The following is a 16040-nucleotide window of genomic DNA, read 5'->3' on the forward strand; positions in this document are numbered from 1 at the left end:
TGAATACAGTGAATTCATGCAGCCTCACTCCGACGACGACACCGCTACGCGCACCGCTCTGATCACCGGCGCATCTCGGGGCATCGGCAGAGCAACCGCCGTTGCGTTCGCCGCAGCAGGCTATCGCGTCGCGGTGCATTACTCGTCGGCATCCGCAGCTGCCGAGGAAACGTTGGGACTGCTCGACGGCTCAGGCCACATCGCGGTGTCCGGCGATCTCGCGTCGACGACGGCAGGACCCGGCATCGTCTCCGGCGCTGTCGATCGACTGGGCAGGCTCGACGTACTCGTGAACAACGCGGCAGTCGGCCCCACCGAGCAGAACCGTCATCGCATCACCGAGGACACGTTCGAGCAGTGGGAAGCGGCCTGGCGAGACATGGTGCAGGTCAACCTGATCGGCACCGCGCACCTCTCCTGGGCCTTCGCGCGCCACCTCATCGACAGCGGCCGCCCCGGGGCCATCGTGTCGGTGGGATCGCGCGGCGCGTTTCGTGGCGAGCCTGACTACCCCGCATACGGCGCCGGCAAGGCCGGACTGCACGCGTTCAGCCAGTCGATGGCAATTGCTCTCGCACCGCACGGCATTTCGGTGACTGCCGTCGCACCCGGGTTCGTCTCCAGTGAACGCCAGCTCGGAAAGCTGAACGGACCCGCAGGCGACGAGATCCGAAGCCAGAGCCCGTTCGGTCGAGTCGGTACCCCAGAGGAAGTCGCATCGACGATCGTTCATCTCGCCTCCCCCGAGGCGGCGTGGTGCAGCGGAACGGTCGTCGACATCAACGGATCGTCGTACGTTCATCCCTGAGCCAGGGATGCTCTACCTCGGAGACGTCAACTGCGCGCGAATCGTCACCGCGCCGTCCGGATCGCGCGTCGCCACGGCGTGCGCGTCGTAAGTGCTGTCCCCCAGTGTCAATCGCATCGGCGCACCTTTTCCGAGGAAGTTGCGCCACCAGGTCTTCGCGTCGGGCATGACGCACCCGATCGTGACCGTGTCGCCTTCTCGCCTGTAGCCCACGACGAGAGTGAACTCCTTGCCGGACTTGCGCCCGGTGTAGGTGACCTCCGCCATCGACTCCTTCAGCTTCGCGCCGACCGGTCCACCATGCCGAAGCAGCGGGACGACGCCCTTGTTCACCACGTTCGCAACCGTCCGAAAGATCTGCCCGCCGTCCACCATGGTCGACTCCCTCCGTCGCCGCCCAAGGGTACCGACATGCGGGAAATCCGGCACCGGGACTTGCATGTAGAGCCCAACTAGTTTCATACTTCAGCTAATAGTTGTAGTACTACAAGTATTGGACGCACATGACCGACTTGACGAAGCGGCACCGCTATCTGGTGTTGGCAATCTGCTGCATGAGTCTGTTCCTCGTCAGCATCGACAACACCATCGTGAATGTCGCGCTGCCCTCGATCCGCACCGATTTGAACGCGTCGGTCTCTGGACTTCAGTGGATCATCGACGCCTACACACTCGTCCTTGCTTCGCTCCTCATGCTCGGCGGTTCGAGCGCAGACCGATTCGGGCGCAAGAGATTCTTCATGATCGGCACCGCGACGTTCGTCGCTGGTTCGCTGTTGTGCAGCATCGCGCCGTCGCTCGCCTGGCTGGTCGCGTTCCGTATGGTGCAAGCCGTCGGTGGCTCGATGATGAATCCCGTTGCTATGTCGATCATCACCAACACCTTCACGAATCCGAAGGAACGTGCAGGCGCCATCGGCGTGTGGGGTGGCGTCGTCGGGATCTCGATGGCGGGTGGTCCACTGATCGGCGGGGCGCTCGTCTCGTCGGCCGGGTGGCAGTCGATCTTCTGGGTCAATGTTCCGATCGGGCTCTTTGCACTGTTCGCGACCTGGAAATTCGTGCCCGAATCCAAAGCCGCACACGCCCGCCGTTTCGATCCCGTCGGCCAGATTCTCATGATCGTTCTGCTCGCGAGCGTGGTGTTCACGATCATCGAGATCCCGAGCAAAGGATTGTCGTCGACGCCCATCCTCCTGTCTGCATCGGTGGTCGTGCTGTCCCTGATCGGGTTCTTGTACGTGGAGACTCGACAGAAAGAACCGCTGGTCGAACTGGGTTTCTTCCGATCTGTTCCCTTCTCGGGTGCGACGATCATCGCCGTCTGCTCGTTTGCGTCCCTCGGCGGATTCCTGTTCCTCAACACGCTGTACCTGCAGGACGTACGTGGATATTCACCGCTGCACGCCGGGCTGTACACGTTGCCCATGGCGCTGATGACGCTGATCCTCGCGCCGATCTCCGGACGGCTCACCGGATCTCGCGGCCCCCGAACATCGTTGGTAGTGGCCGGAATCGGATTCATCGTGTCCGGAGCACTGTTGACTCGACTCGGTCCCGACACACCGTTCGTGTGGCTTGCGCTGCCGTACATCGTGTTCGGCATCGGATTCGGAATGGTCAACGCGCCGATCACGAACACAGCGGTATCCGGAATGCCGCGCAGCCAAGCAGGCGTCGCGTCGGCAATCGCGTCGACCAGTCGTCAGGTCGGACAGTCTCTCGGTGTTGCTGTAGTCGGTTCGATCGTCACCGCCGGGATGGTGGGTAGCTTCGCAGACGGCTTCGTCGACGCGGCCCGCCCCGCCTGGTTCGTCCTCCTCGGCGCCGGTGTGGTCGTACTGGCGTTGGCGGTGGTGACGACGGGAACCTGGGCGCGAGCCACGGCGGAACGCGTCGCCGCACGGGTGCCACAGGAGGTGGCGTGAGCACGGAGGACGTTTGGCGCGACATGCGCACGTTGATGTTCGATGTAGCCGATCCGCACGGCGCCGTCGTTGCCGCAACGGGCGTCAGCTTCTTTCGGTGCAAGCTGATGCGGCGGCTTCAGGCCGGCCCGATGTCTGCTGGTGCGCTCGCAGAATTACTGGGATCCGATCCTGCCTACGTCTCGATCACCCTACGTGACTTGGAAGCCCGCGGATTCCTCGTGCGCACGCAGGACCCGGAGGATCGTCGTCGACGATTCGTCGAACTCACCGACGAAGGACGTGACATCGCCGCGCGGGCCGACCGTGCCCTCGCCACGCCCCCGGAGTCGTTCTCGGCCTTGTCCGACGACGACCTCGCGAGCTTGGGACGAATTCTCGCCACACTGCTTGGATAGGCCCTCCGATCAGCGCTGCTGCTGACACCCGCTGTCGAACATCGTCGCCATCTGGACATCCGTCGACGTGAATGTCGGTGCGAGGTAACGCAACTTACCGATCAGCGACTTGGGCAGCGCGTCGAGCGACATCGGATACGTGGAGCCGTCGTCGGGGCTCTGCGCGTAGATCGCGAAGTTGGCGGCACCGTCTGCGTTGAATCCGCCGTACGTCTGCAACGCCTTGGCCACCATCTTCTGGAACGGTGTCAGCCCCAGCGTGTCGAGATTCAGATTCGGGTCGAGCTGAATCCTGACCCCTTCCGGGACGCCACCGGACACCGTTCCGTCCGAACGTGTTGCCGGATAGAAGAATTCCGACGAGTTGTTGGGTATCGCGAAACGCAGCGCGTGGTCGATGACGCCTGCCCTGACGTCCTGAGGGGTGATCATGCCGGCGACGTACGACAGTTCACCACCCGAGTGCGCCGGCCCGCTCGCGTGTGCACCCGATCCCGTGTATGCCGGGTAGCTGGCCTGAGCGATTGCGGTCTTGTTGCTCGCATTGAACGCTTGGAATTCGTACAGGCAGCCGTTGCTCTCGTCGATGATCGACAGATGCGCGTCCGCGTCCGGCGTCGGCTTGTACGACGACAGGTACGGAACAGTGATCGTCTTGTTCGAATTGGTCACTCGCACAGTGGTCGTCGGCGTGCCTGCGGGCGCCTTGTAGATGCCGGTGCTCCACTGCGACGAGTTCACGTTGATCGCGTTGTTCCGGGAGTCGTTCGCGACCATGGTCCGCCACGTCTCGCTGTTCGGATGCACGATCGCATTGGATGGAATCGGCTGGTTCCAGAAGGAATTGGCGGCGAAGTAGTTGCCGTTGTTCGAAGCCGGACTCGTTCCCGCCGGAGTGATCGAAAAGTGCTGGTGCCCATTCTTCGTCGGGTTCGACACCGCGACCGAGACCGTATGAAGTCCGGCGGTGACGTTCGTGGTCGTGTGGTAGCGCCCCCAGGTCTGATTGGGCCAATAGTCGATCAACGACTTACCGTCGATCTTCGCCTGCACTCCGACGAATCCGGTTTGAGCGTTGACGTTGTAGGTGCCCGACGTCGGGAAGTTGATGGAGCCGGTGTAGAGAACCGAAAAGTTACCTGCGTTGACGCCCGGGGCGGGAGACTGTGCGTCCCAGGTGTTTCCGACCGAGTACTCGCACCGACTCGTCACCGGCGTGCCAGTCGCGGTCAAGTTGTTGTAATACGCCGCGAGGTACATGTTGACTCCGCATTTGCCGGTGTCGACGGGCGGCGTGGTGGTCGGCGGCGTCGTGGTAGTCACCGGCGGCTTCGTCGTCGTGGTCACCGGAGGCTTCGTCGTCGTGGTCACCGGAGGCTTCGTCGTCGTGGTCACCGGCGGCTTCGTCGTCGTGGTCACCGGAGGCTTCGTCGTCGTGGTCACCGGCGGCTTCGTCGTCGTGGTCACCGGCGGCTTGGTGGTTGTCGGGGGTTTGGTTGTCGTGGGGGCCGCGGCGATCGCGGTCACCGAACCGATGTATGCGTTACGGTCACACAACGATCCGTATCGGTAATCGTTGGTGAATGTGATTGCAACAGAGTGGCTTCCAGCTGGGAGCGCCGTCTTGATCGTGTAGTTCGCCCAGATCCCGGACAGTGTCGCGGTGCCCACCGCTTTGCCGTCGACGGCGACGGACACTTTGGCCGCGCCCAGGCAACTGTCGCCGCGCGCACGGAGCGTCAGTCCCGTCGCCGACGGGGTGGTCATCTGAGCCGTCGCGGTCGACTGGGACCACATTCCCAGCGTTCGCCCACCTGGGGCAGCACTCTCGTCGAACACCGCGCCGGACGTCGACGGCGACAGCACGAAGGCAGGCGCCAGCGCGACAGCGTCTTGGGCCACGGCGTGCGGCGATCGAATTACGGCGCCGGCCACCAGGGACAAAATTGCGATAGGGACGAGCGCAAAACGGTTCATCTATCCGCCTCGGTAGGAATACCCCAATGGCATCATGAACCCCAGTAGTTAACAATAGACACAGAGTTTGTCTTGGCGCACGTATGGAACCGACTGGTTGCTCTTCGGCGATTAACCGACAGATAGCTTTTTTCGCGCGAATTATCCCGAGATACGTAGGTCATGGAATCGCTTGGCGTGCTTAGCAATACGAAATACTTCGACGGTAGCAGGCCGAGACCGAACCCTGAAGGGTTTCGCGTGCGCGTCGATGTCGCGCTCTAGGCACCCGTACAGCAGACACGGCGCCCCCGCCTCGACGGACTACCGCGACCACGTCTGGCCCTGCACCGGGTTGTTTGTCCGATGCAGGGCTGGTGTGCAGTGGTGTGCGGCGACCGGTTTATGTCGGGTCGTTCTGCTCCGGGCACCCGTTCTGCTCCGGACACCTGGTCTGCTTAGGGGGCTTCGGTTCGAGGGCACGGGTCGTCGGAACGGGTCGACGCTGGCGGGTGGGATGAATTCGGGGTGCCGGTCGGTTCCATCACCACTTCCCAATCGGAGTGGTGCAGTATCCGGTGGTGGTATCCGCACAGCAGGACCAGGTTGTCCAGGACCGTCGGTCCGCCATCGATCCAATGCTGAATGTGATGCGCTTGCGTCCACGCCGGGGGTTGCGTGCAGCCGGGGAAGGCGCATCCGTGATCGCGTGCGACGAGTGCTCGACGCTGTTTGCGTGAGGCGAGCCGTTCGGAATGCCCATGGTCGATCGGCACATGATTCTGGTCGAGAAAGATCGGATGGAGGATGCAGTCACAGGACAATCGGCGTGCGGTCGTGACGGTGACCGGCCCGGTCCACGGCACCCAGCCGACACCGGCGTCGTCGATCAGGTCACGGTAGAACGAGGTATCGCGAACACGTTCGTTCCTGGGCCCAGCATCGCCGGCCTCATCGAACTGCTGTGTTTGATTGAATTGCTGGGCCCAGGCGGTCCAGTGGTCGGCTTCGTTCCAGGTATCGCTGTAGGACAGCAGCTTCACCCGCAAGTCTGCGGATGCGGCCGGGTCCCAGCCCCCGGTGATATCCCAATCAGCGGGGGTATCGCGTCCGGTCACCCGGGCGATTGCATCGTCGGCGAGCAGTCGGTGGAGTTCGTTGTCCCGCGCGGCGTTCCAGTGATGTGGGTGTTCTGCGGGTTCGTCGTCGTAGCGTTCGTGTGGTTCGTGGTCGACGTGGTTGCGGGTGCGGTGGATGTCGGCGAGGTGATCGGCGCGGATGTGCAGGTTGATGTGCGGCTTCTCCCCGCCCTCGGTCGGTCCTGTGCCCGAGGCGAGGTAGCGTTCGACGAGTTCGGTGAATCCGTCGGCGCGGCGTTTGGCCGGGGTACGCGGGTCGGGGGTGCCGTCGTGCGCGGGAACGGGTTTCGACAAGGCTGACAGTGCGGTGAGGAATTGTTCTCCGGTGGCTGCGTCGAGGTCGGCTTTGACCGCGACGCGGCCGTTCAAGGTGGTCGAGGCGTGCAGGGTGTTGCGGTCGAGGTCTTCCGACGGCGGCGGGTCGTCCGAGTCGAAGATGTGCTCGAGAGTCTTGATGCCGTCCCGGACGACGTCGCGGCTGGCGCGGGGACCGGTCGCGGCGGCGACCAGGGCCGCCAAGGCGGGTTCCATCGCTTCCTCGGGCATGTTCGCCGGCGGCTTCTCGCAGAAGTTCAGCAGCATCACTGCCAGATCGATGGGCATCGATCCGGTGTAGAACGCGTCGGCGACGGGCTTGTGGTGTTTCAGTCCGCGGGCCAGGGCGAGGATCCGGCCTGCTGCGGTGTTGTCGAGCAACGTCGACGCCACCAGCCACGGCCGCACAGTCTTGAACCCGAGGACCTCGGCGGGAACACGATCGTCGATCGCACGCACCAGCCGGATCCGTTCGATCTCCAAATCCTGAATCTTCTGCGACAACGCGACGGCATCCTGAAGAAGCTCCCGCTCGGATCTGCGCCACGTCTCGTCCGACAAATCGCCGGTCACAACACCGGCATTCATCTCGATCGTGTCTGCGTCCCCGCCCATGAACCAAGACTATAGAACAGATGTTCGAATCGCAAGGCTTCTGTCAGGCGGGTTCTCTCAGCACGCCCACGTGCCTGACCGTTCCGGACAACCCCGGAAGCTCGTTCACCGGCGACCAGGTCCGCATCCCGTCCGAGCTGTCCGAGTAGAGGTACCTGTTCTCGGTGTACTTGTCGAGATAGATCCGCCAAGCCCCGTTGGGCAGCTGAACCACCGCAGGCCCTTCGACGAACGACCCCCAGTTTCCGGGCGGCACGAACGTGTAGGGCCCGGCCAGGGACGGCGAGACCGCATGTTCGACGACCTTCGTCGTTTCGTTCTTGGTGAACGCGTGATAAGTGTTCCCGACCTCGACGACCGTCGTGTCGATGTGGTCCGCCCCGATCCCTGCCAGCGGTACCGGGAAACTCCACGCGGTGAGCGACGGATTCAACGCCGTCATCAGGTAGGGCACGAACCCGCCACCCGTCGACAACGAGACGATGACATTCACGCTGCTGCCGTCGACGAACCACTCCGGCGCCCACGCCTTGGTGGTGAACGGCGACAACGACGGGCCGTCCGACGACCCTGCAGATCCCGTGAACCCAGGCAGACTCGCGGAACCCGTCCCATCCCCTGTCCCCGGCAAGAATGCACAGCAGAACGGAACCGGGTAGTTCCCCATCGGCGTCCAGCTGACGCGATCGACGCTGCGCGCGAAACCGATGGTTGCCCCGCTGCCGGTCGTGTACGTCAGGTAGTACGACCCGTCGGTGTGCCGGAAGATACTCGGGTCACGCACCAGCCCCGCCTGCGGCCGGAACGCACCGAGCTGCACGGGCGCGAACTGCGTGCCGTCTCCGGACTCGTACACGTCCATGTCACGGTCGTTCGTGTTGCTGAACGCCACCATCGTGTATCTCCAGGCGGACGGTTCGGCGCCACCGATCCCCTGCCCCGAAACAAGCAAGGCGACGACGGCGAGCAGTACGAGACCTATCGAAAAGCGGGACCCCCCGGTCTTGTTCACCGAAGCAGTATGGCTGAAAAGCGCTCGGTACGGGCGGGTTCGGGCAGGGTGCTCTTCGCGATCGTGCGATCAACGCCGCGGATCCACAAGGCGTCGACGCATCGCTTCCAATCCGAAGAACACGACGGCGGCGATGACGACGTGCATGAGCGACAGCATGACCGTGGAGGCTGCGTCGAAGTCGGCCGAGATGGTCATTGCAATCGTGGCCAGTGGCGCGATCACGCCGACGACCTGAGCCACCCGCACGACACCGACCCATCGCAGCGACACGAGCGCAGCCAACCCCATGCCGACGACCATCGGCACGACCGTCAACATCACTACACCTCCGGGCGCGACGGCCATGGTCTCGCCGGCGTCTGTCAGTTCGAACGATCCGCCTGCAGCGAGTCCGATCAGCCACAGCACGAGGTTGGTCGCGAGCGCGGCAAGCACCGAGAAAAGAACTGCCTGCCACCGAGAAAGCGACAGTGAACGAGTGGTCGAAGCCGAAATCGCCATGATTGGGTCCCGTCGTTGATGGGTTGCATCGAACTTGTCGACGGATCCGACTTGGCGCGACCGCGGAACTCATCGGACACCGTGAAATCGCGCGTAGTCGGATGGACGGATGAAGGCATCCTCACGTTCGGTCGTCGCCACTGTCCAGACGGGCCTAGTCGATCTGCTTCGTAACGACGAACTCCCCGCACACCCGGCTCGGGCGTGCGGGGAGCGTCGGGCACCGTCAGTTGTTCGACGCGACTGCCGGATAGATCGGGTACTCGATGCCCGACAGGTACTGCACCGTACGCACGACCTGGCTGGAGTAGCCGAATTCGTTGTCGTACCAGACGTAGACGATGGCGGTGTCGCCGTCGACGATCGCAGCGTTCGCATCGACGATGCACGCGGCCCTCGAGCCGATGAAGTCGCTCGAGACCGCGTCGGTTGCCGCCGTGTAGTCGAGGTTGCGGCTCAACGGGCCCGTCAGCGATGCGAGCCGGAGCGAATCGAGCACCTCGCCCTTGGTGCTCTCACGCTTCAACTGGAGATTGAGGATTGCGACGGAGACGTCCGGTGTGGGAACGCGGATCGAATTTCCGGTGATCTTGGCCTTCAGCTCGGGCAGCGCCTTCGCGACGGCCGACGCTGCACCGGTCTCGGTCAGTACGAGGTTGAACGGCGCGGAACGTCCACGACGGTCCGCGTTGTGGAAGTTGTCCAGCAGGTTCTGGTCGTTCGTGAAGGAGTGGACGGTCTCGACGTGTCCGCGCACGATGCCGAATGCGTCGTCGAGCGCTTTCAGCGGCGGGACGATCGCGTTCGTGGTGCACGACGCGCACGAGAAGATCTGTTCGTCGGGGTTCTGAGTCAAGTGGTTGACCCCGTGCACGATGTTCGGGACGTCACCCTTGCCGGGGGCAGTGAGCAGAACTTTGGCGATACCGGGACGCAAGTGCGCGGACAGCCCGTCGCGGTCGCGCCACTTACCGGTGTTGTCGATCAGAATCGCGTCGTCGATGCCGTGTTCGGTGTAGTCCACACCCGACGGGTCGTTGCTGTAGATGAACTTGATGACGTTGCCGTTGGCGATCAGCGCGTTGTTCTCCACGTCGATCTTGATCGTGCCGTTGAACTTGCCGTGAACCGAGTCGCGTCGAAGGAGCGACGCGCGCTTGGCCAGGTCGCCTTCCCCGCCCTTGCGCACGACGACGGCTCGCAGATTCAGCCCTCCGCCCGATCCCGACTTCTCGATCAGCAACCGAGCGACGAGGCGACCGATCCGGCCGAATCCGTAGAGCACCACGTCACGCGGCCCGGCGTGCGGCTCGTCGGGGTCAGCGCCGGTGACCTCAGCCAGTTGTTCTGCTGTGAACGCGGGGACCGACAGTCCACGATCGTCGGCGTGGTACGCCATCACCAACAGAGCGAGATCGATCTTCGACGGCCTCAGATCCAAGTCGGCCAGTGCCTGCAGGAACGGGAACGTCTCGTCGACCGACAACTCCTCGCCGCTGATCTGCCGAGCGAAGCGGTGTGTTCGAAGAATGCTGATCACCGACTTGTTCACCAGCGACCTGCTGTGCAGAAGGATCGTCACATTCTTCGCGCGATGCAATGTACCGATGATCGGGATCATCGACTCTGCGATCGCTTCCTGGGCATTCCAACGGGCGAGTTCTACTGAGGACACGAGGACATCCTAGGTTCCCCGGATTTCGCCTCGCCGTCGCATCCTCGAAACGTACGAGCGGAACATACTCGGGCGTCCAAGCTGTCCGCACGCAGTTCGACCGACCGGAAATCCTGAATCAATTCAGTCGGAATCGGCTGTTGCCGTGTGAATCTGCGCCTGAGCGAACCGCTGCACAGACGAACGAATCGAGCCCGACGGTGTCGAGGTGGTGTTTCCTTCAAGCTCGAGACGGGTAACTGTGGCGGCATGACTTCCACCGACGACCACACAGCCGGAATCACGAAGGTTGCCGAGCTGATGAGCGATTCCAAGCTGTGCATGTTCACGACCGTCGGCCGCGACGGGCATTTGCTGTCTCGACCGATGGCGTTGCAGGAGACGGAGTTCGACGGCGACTTGTGGTTCTTCGCCCGCAACGGTTCACGCAAGGTCGAGGACATTCGTGCCGACGATTCGGTGAACGTCGCATTCCAATCCGGCACTGCCTGGGTGTCTTTGTCCGGCAGCGCGGAGATCGTCGTCGACGATGTCGCGAAGAAGAAGGATCTGTGGAACCGAGCTGCGGCCGCCTGGTTCGACAACGGGCCCGAGTCCACCGAGGTCGTGCTGATCAAGGTTCGCGCGGAGGGTGCAGAATATTGGTCGGCGCCGGGTTCGAAAGTCTCCACACTCATCGCCTACGCGAAATCCCGCATCACCGGCGAAAAACCGGATGTGGGAAGCAATGACACCGTCGACCTCTGACCGAAAGGCGAACGATCCATGACGACCGAGCCTCCGGGCAGGCATTTTCATGCACAGGTGACCCGCGATGGGCAGGTGACCATCTTGACAGTCAGCGGCGAACTCGACGTGTCGACTGTGCGCAACCTGGCAGACACTGCACGGCCGGTAGCCGAATCTGCAGAGGCCGGCTTGGTCGTCGATTTGTCCGACGTGCGGTTCCTGGCGTCGAGCGCGATCACCGAACTGGTCCGTACCCACGAGCATCTGCCGGCCGCTGCGACGATGGCGCTCGTCGCAGTGAACAATCAAGTTGTGCTGCCGATTCAGCTGAGTGGTATCGATCGAGTCATGTCGACGTTCGCGAGCATCCCTGCCGCGGTCGCTTACATCCGGGATCGAGCTCAGGCGGCTCGATCGTGACCGAGACCTCGACGGGCGAGCCCGGTTTGGACCCCGACCGGTGGACACACACCAGCCCCGCCGCGCCGGACGCCGCCACCACGTTGCGACGCCGTGTACGCAAGTGGGCAACAGGGCTGAAGGTCGCTGACAGCGTCGTCGACGCCATCGAACTGGCGTCGTACGAGGCGTTGGCGAATGTCGTCGAACATGCCTACGCCCGCTCCGAGAACAAAGGAGAGATGACGCTGACGGCCATCCACGAATCGCACGCGCTCAGCGTGACCGTCTCCGACACAGGGACCTGGCAGCCGCCCACTCCGACACCCGATCGCAGCCACGGTCTCGCACTCATCGAAGCGGTCAGCGACAACCTCGATGTCGACAACACCGACGACGGCACGGTGGTGACCATCGTCTGGAGTCTGTCGGAACCCGCGTCGTCATGACCGCACCCGGCAGTCCCGAAAGCCTTTCGGCCGAAGGGATCTCGGAGTTCATCGACGATGCTCCCTGCGGGATCGTCGTCGTCGACGCGGACTCCGAGGCCGTTCGTTACATCAACACGACGTTGCTCCGCCTCGTGCGACGCGATCGCAGCGATGTGATCGGATCGCCTCTCACGCGGCTGTTCACCGACGACAGTGTCGAGACACTGTCGATTCTCCTGGCTGTCGCGTCGCACTCCGACGGTACGTCGATCGGGGCCGCAGCCGATTTGGCCGCACCGGACTCGACGCGCGGTAATCCAGTGTCACTCGTGGCCAATCACCGCGTATCAGCGAGTGGCGACGCCGCGGTGGTCATCTCGGTTCACTCCACGGGCGATCACGTAGTGCGAGAAAATGCCTTGATCTCCGACCGCGACACAGCGCACGCGGCGCAGATCGACGCCGAAGCAGCTCTGGGGCGAACTCGGATCGCGCTCGACGAGTCCGAGGACGCCAGGAGAGTCGCCGAGGCGGAGCGAACGCAAGTCCAGGTTCTCGCTACGACCTTGCAGCGGACGTTGTTGCCTCCCGTGTTGGCAGCACCACCCGGCATGGAAGTGGCAGGCTTCTATCACCCCGCGTCGCTGGACGAGGTGGGCGGCGACTTCTACGACGTGTTCCCGTTGGACGAGGCCACCTGGGCGTTCTTCCTCGGAGACGTCAGCGGCAAGGGCGCAGGGGCGGCTGCCGTCACATCGCTCACCAGGTACACGCTGCGCGCAGCAGCGGTATTCGATCGCGACCCGATCGCCGTCCTGCACAATCTCAATTCCGTTTTGCATCAGGAGTTTCGGGGTGACGATCCCCGATTCTGCACAGTCGTGTACGGAACGATCACACTCGGCGACGACGGTGTCGTGGTCCATCTGGCCAGCGGAGGACATCCCCCGGCGCTACGGCTACAAGCAGACGGCACAGCCGAGTATGTGCACACCCGCGGCGGCCAGCTCGTCGGGGCGTTCGCGTCCGCCCACTTCGTCGCGGCGACCGTGGATCTGCGGCCTGGGGACGTCTTGGCCTTCTACACCGACGGTCTCACCGAAGCTGTTGTAGGGCCTGGTCGGGCTCGGTACGACGACGACGGTGCACTGCAGTCCTTCGCGACGGCAGCCGCGCCGACCAGCGCACAGTCGATCATCGGCCGTCTGGCCGAACTCCTCGACAGTTTCGGCAGCGGTCTGCAGGACGACGTGGCTCTGTTGGCGCTCGGACTGCCTGCGACATCGGACGATTGACACCGCGCCCGCCGCTCGCCCGGTCAGGCCGAGGCCGAACTCGCACGCAGCGAGGCATCGATGGCGTCCGAACTCAACACGCGATCGGAAACCAAGGCGGCGCAGCCGATCACACCGGACTGGCCACTGTGCATGGTGGCTCTGATGGTCAGGTTGCGGGTGGCCAGAGCCGTCGCACGTCCATAGACCGTTTCCCGCAGTCCTGCGACGAAGATGTCGTACGACTTGGCCATGTCTCCGCCCAGGACCAGAATTTCCGGGTTGAGCAAATTCACTGCGCCGGCGAGTGTCTCGCCGATGTGGCGTCCGCTGTCGCGGATGAGCCGTCGCGCTTCGGCATCTCCGCCGACCGCGAGATCGACGACGTCTCGGATATGTCCGACCGAACGCCCTTGGTCCTGGAGCGCGTGAACCAGAGCCCACCCGCCCGCTATTGCCTCGAGACAACCGGAGTCCCCGCAGCGACATGCCACGCCTGCAGCCGCGGCCGTCTTGGTATGCCCGAACTCGCCTGCAGCACCCAAGGATCCGCGTTGCAGCACTCCGCCCGCAATGATCCCGGCACCGAGACCGGTCGACGCCTTCACCAACAGAACGTTCTCGAAGTGTTCTCGGGTGTCGCGTCGTTCGCCCAGGATCATCGCGTTCGCGTCATTGTCGAGAAAGACTGGCGCGGAGGTCAATTGGCCGAAGTAGGGCGCCAGTGGAACGCCGTCCCATCCGTGCATGATCGGCGAATCGAGACTGCACCCACGCACCGTGTCCGCGGTACCGGGTATGGCCAGTCCGACCCCGAAAATTCGGTGGCCGGCGCGTCCTGCGTCGTCGATCAGCGCGTCGAACCGTGTGGTGATCTGCGGCATCAGCTCATCTGGTCCGACGCCGATCTCCTGGTCGACGGTATCCCCCGCCAGGAAGTCACCCCCGACGGTGAACACTGCCAACTGCGAGCGACTGCGTCCGATCGCGGCAGCGAGCACGATGCCTGCGTCGACATCGAACGACAGTCGCGCAGGCGGTCGACCGCCGGTCGACCGATCGTCCTCGGTCTCGACGACGAGTCCGAGCGCACTCAGCGCATTGACACGCGACACGATGGCCGAACGTGACAAGCCCGTGTGTTTGGCCAGATCGGCGCGGGTCGTCGCAACTCCGTCACGAACAAGCGCGAATACGGCACCCGCGGTGGCAGAAGGCGCGCTGGGTCGCGGTGTTCGCATGAGGCCATTGAACCAACTGGACATGACAACAGCAACATACTTACGACTTTTAAATACCTAAGTGGGGTTGTTTAACATCCGAAGTCGCTCTAGGGTGGTACCCGAGGACCTGAAGGAGGAGCAATGACATCACCGAGAGTCCGCGACGTTCCGACGAAAACCGTGTGGCTGCCTCCTGCCGTGACAGAAGAGTGGGACTGGCAGCTCCACGGAAAATGCCGCGGCCACAGCTCTTCCCAGTTCTTTCACCCGTACGACGAGCGCGGGCACGCGCGGGTGCGCCGAGAACAGGAAGCCAAGGCGATCTGCACGGGGTGCCCAGTGCTCGAGCAGTGTCGTTCGTATGCGCTCAAGACCCGTGAGCCGTACGGTGTCTGGGGCGGAATGTCGCAGACGGAGCGGGCGGATTACCTGAGGGCGCAGCGCAAGACAGCGTAACGGTCGCGGGCCCTGGGGTGGTCAGACGACTCGGTCGGTTGCCGCAGGCACCGGACCAGTAGTTGCCCGCACCACGAGACGGGGTCTGAGGACCGTCGACGCCGCCTCGTCGCGGCCGTCGTCGAGCCGCTCGACCGCAGCGCGCACAGCCCTGACTGCCTGCTCCTCCGGCCGCTGGCTGACGGTCGTGAGATCGATGTGCGCCATTCGGGCGAGGGTACTGTCGTCGTACCCGGTGACCGACACGTCGCCGGGTACCGCGAACCCATTGCGCCGCAACGCATCCAGAAGACCGGCGGCGCTGAGATCGTTGGCTGCCACGATTGCGGTGGGCCGCGGCCCCGAGGAACCGAACAACTCGTGGACGGCGCGCGGCGCGCAGTTCTCGGTGAAGTCACCGTCCACTACGCACTCGTACTCGGCAAGGCCGTGCCTGCGCATCGCGCGACGATACCCAGCCGATCGATCGATCGCGATCGATCCGGAGCCGCCGGTCAAATGTGCAATTCGGCGATGCCCGAAGTCGACGAGATGATCGACGACGTCACTCATGCCGGGCGAATCCCCGGCGCGCACGACATCGACACCGGCCCCGGTGACGCGACGTCCGACGGATACGACGGGCACACGCTCGGCCCACAGCATCAGCGACTCCGCGGGGGCTTCGGGTCCGAGAAGAACGACAGCCTCGCATCGAAAATCCAGAAGCGTCTCGATCACCTTGGACTCGGGGTGCGTCGACGTGACGGCGCCGAGAACTATCTCGTACCCGACCGCGTCTGCCGCAGCCACCATGTGCTCGACCATCTCGGCATGGAAGGGGTTGCGGATGTTCGTCATGACGCCGATCAGATGCGTGCGTCGCAGGGACAGCAAAGCCGCGGTGCGATTCGGGCGATAGTCGAGCTCGGCGGCGACCTCGAAGACCCGCTCCTTGGTCTCGGCGCTCGGGCCCGGTACCCCTCGGAAGATCATCGAGACGAGCGCCTTCGAGACACCCACCCGATCCGCAATGTCCTGCATCGTCACCGAACGCCCGTTACCCATGCGCCCTCCTCGCTTCGACGGTTCCGATCATCGCCTACGCCGCCTTGACATGGCCGTGACCGGTGTCTCATAGTAGCCATATTAGACCGGTCAAATAGATCGAACTAAATGTGCAACTCCCCACGACAGAA

At 63.6% G+C, this 16040-nt stretch carries 16 protein-coding genes; 8 read left to right on the forward strand and 8 right to left on the reverse strand.

What is annotated here, in order from left to right; all coding sequences use genetic code 11:
* Positions 1-16 precede the first annotated feature (16 nt).
* Positions 17-808 carry an SDR family oxidoreductase gene (locus RhoFasB10_RS00995; RefSeq protein WP_068431737.1) on the forward strand — a complete coding sequence of 264 codons (792 nt, stop codon included), beginning with the start codon at positions 17-19 and terminating at the stop codon, positions 806-808.
* Between the two features lie 12 nt (positions 809-820).
* Here the strand turns inward: RhoFasB10_RS00995 and RhoFasB10_RS01000 are convergent, their stop codons facing one another.
* Entirely contained in the window at positions 821-1183 is a 363-nt protein-coding gene (locus tag RhoFasB10_RS01000) for a hypothetical protein (protein ID WP_068431740.1), read from the reverse strand.
* Between the two features lie 128 nt (positions 1184-1311).
* Between RhoFasB10_RS01000 and RhoFasB10_RS01005 the strand changes: the two genes are divergently transcribed.
* Together RhoFasB10_RS01005 and RhoFasB10_RS01010 are read left to right on the forward strand one after the other, a co-directional pair.
* On the forward strand, positions 1312-2736 hold the full coding sequence (locus RhoFasB10_RS01005; protein WP_068431743.1) for an MFS transporter: 1425 nt from the start codon (positions 1312-1314) through the stop codon (positions 2734-2736).
* Entirely contained in the window at positions 2733-3134 is a 402-nt protein-coding gene (locus tag RhoFasB10_RS01010) for a MarR family transcriptional regulator (RefSeq protein WP_068431746.1), read from the forward strand. Before RhoFasB10_RS01005 ends, RhoFasB10_RS01010 begins: the two co-directional genes overlap by 4 nt.
* A 9-nt stretch (positions 3135-3143) precedes the next feature.
* Here the strand turns inward: RhoFasB10_RS01010 and RhoFasB10_RS01015 are convergent, their stop codons facing one another.
* The 5 genes from RhoFasB10_RS01015 to RhoFasB10_RS01035 form a co-directional block, all read right to left on the reverse strand.
* Positions 3144-5069: a carbohydrate-binding domain-containing protein gene (locus RhoFasB10_RS01015; protein ID WP_167674716.1), complete on the reverse strand. Its 1926-nt coding sequence runs from the start codon at positions 5067-5069 to the stop codon at positions 3144-3146.
* A gap of 479 nt (positions 5070-5548) precedes the next feature.
* A complete protein-coding gene (locus tag RhoFasB10_RS26200) occupies positions 5549-7159 on the reverse strand; it encodes an HNH endonuclease signature motif containing protein (protein ID WP_068431752.1) in 1611 nt (536 codons plus the stop codon).
* A 43-nt stretch (positions 7160-7202) separates the two neighbouring features.
* The gene (locus RhoFasB10_RS01025; RefSeq protein WP_308115125.1) at positions 7203-8054 is read right to left on the reverse strand and encodes an arabinofuranosidase; all 852 of its coding nucleotides are present in this window, start codon (positions 8052-8054) and stop codon (positions 7203-7205) included.
* Positions 8055-8240: 186 nt separating this feature from the next.
* Positions 8241-8675: a DUF6069 family protein gene (locus RhoFasB10_RS01030; protein ID WP_068431757.1), complete on the reverse strand. Its 435-nt coding sequence runs from the start codon at positions 8673-8675 to the stop codon at positions 8241-8243.
* Between the two features lie 226 nt (positions 8676-8901).
* Entirely contained in the window at positions 8902-10350 is a 1449-nt protein-coding gene (locus RhoFasB10_RS01035) for a glyceraldehyde-3-phosphate dehydrogenase (protein WP_068431760.1), read from the reverse strand.
* Between the two features lie 249 nt (positions 10351-10599).
* Here RhoFasB10_RS01035 and RhoFasB10_RS01040 point away from each other — a divergent pair, with 249 nt between their 5' ends.
* From RhoFasB10_RS01040 to RhoFasB10_RS01055, 4 genes are read left to right on the forward strand one after another with little or no spacing between them, the layout of a single operon-like run.
* On the forward strand, positions 10600-11097 hold the full coding sequence (locus RhoFasB10_RS01040) for a pyridoxamine 5'-phosphate oxidase family protein (RefSeq protein WP_068431762.1): 498 nt from the start codon (positions 10600-10602) through the stop codon (positions 11095-11097).
* 18 nt (positions 11098-11115) lie between these two features.
* Complete coding sequence (locus RhoFasB10_RS01045) at positions 11116-11499, forward strand: STAS domain-containing protein (protein WP_068431765.1); 384 nt, start codon at positions 11116-11118, stop codon at positions 11497-11499.
* The gene (locus RhoFasB10_RS01050; protein WP_068431768.1) at positions 11496-11927 is read left to right on the forward strand and encodes an ATP-binding protein; all 432 of its coding nucleotides are present in this window, start codon (positions 11496-11498) and stop codon (positions 11925-11927) included. Before RhoFasB10_RS01045 ends, RhoFasB10_RS01050 begins: the two co-directional genes overlap by 4 nt.
* The gene (locus RhoFasB10_RS01055; protein WP_084424078.1) at positions 11924-13204 is read left to right on the forward strand and encodes a SpoIIE family protein phosphatase; all 1281 of its coding nucleotides are present in this window, start codon (positions 11924-11926) and stop codon (positions 13202-13204) included. Before RhoFasB10_RS01050 ends, RhoFasB10_RS01055 begins: the two co-directional genes overlap by 4 nt.
* Before the next feature lie 23 nt (positions 13205-13227).
* Here the strand turns inward: RhoFasB10_RS01055 and RhoFasB10_RS01060 are convergent, their stop codons facing one another.
* On the reverse strand, positions 13228-14424 hold the full coding sequence (locus tag RhoFasB10_RS01060) for an ROK family transcriptional regulator (RefSeq protein WP_068432076.1): 1197 nt from the start codon (positions 14422-14424) through the stop codon (positions 13228-13230).
* 123 nt (positions 14425-14547) lie between these two features.
* Here RhoFasB10_RS01060 and RhoFasB10_RS01065 point away from each other — a divergent pair, with 123 nt between their 5' ends.
* Complete coding sequence (locus tag RhoFasB10_RS01065) at positions 14548-14862, forward strand: WhiB family transcriptional regulator (protein ID WP_084424080.1); 315 nt, start codon at positions 14548-14550, stop codon at positions 14860-14862.
* 21 nt (positions 14863-14883) lie between these two features.
* Here RhoFasB10_RS01065 and RhoFasB10_RS01070 read toward each other — a convergent pair whose 3' ends face one another.
* Positions 14884-15909, reverse strand: coding sequence for a LacI family DNA-binding transcriptional regulator (locus RhoFasB10_RS01070; protein WP_068431774.1), 1026 nt, complete (start codon positions 15907-15909; stop codon positions 14884-14886).
* Positions 15910-16040: the final 131 nt, after the last annotated feature.

It is taken from the genome of Rhodococcus sp. B10, assembly GCF_011770055.1.
GTDB classification, from domain to species: Bacteria; Actinomycetota; Actinomycetes; order Mycobacteriales; family Mycobacteriaceae; genus Rhodococcoides; species Rhodococcoides kyotonensis_B.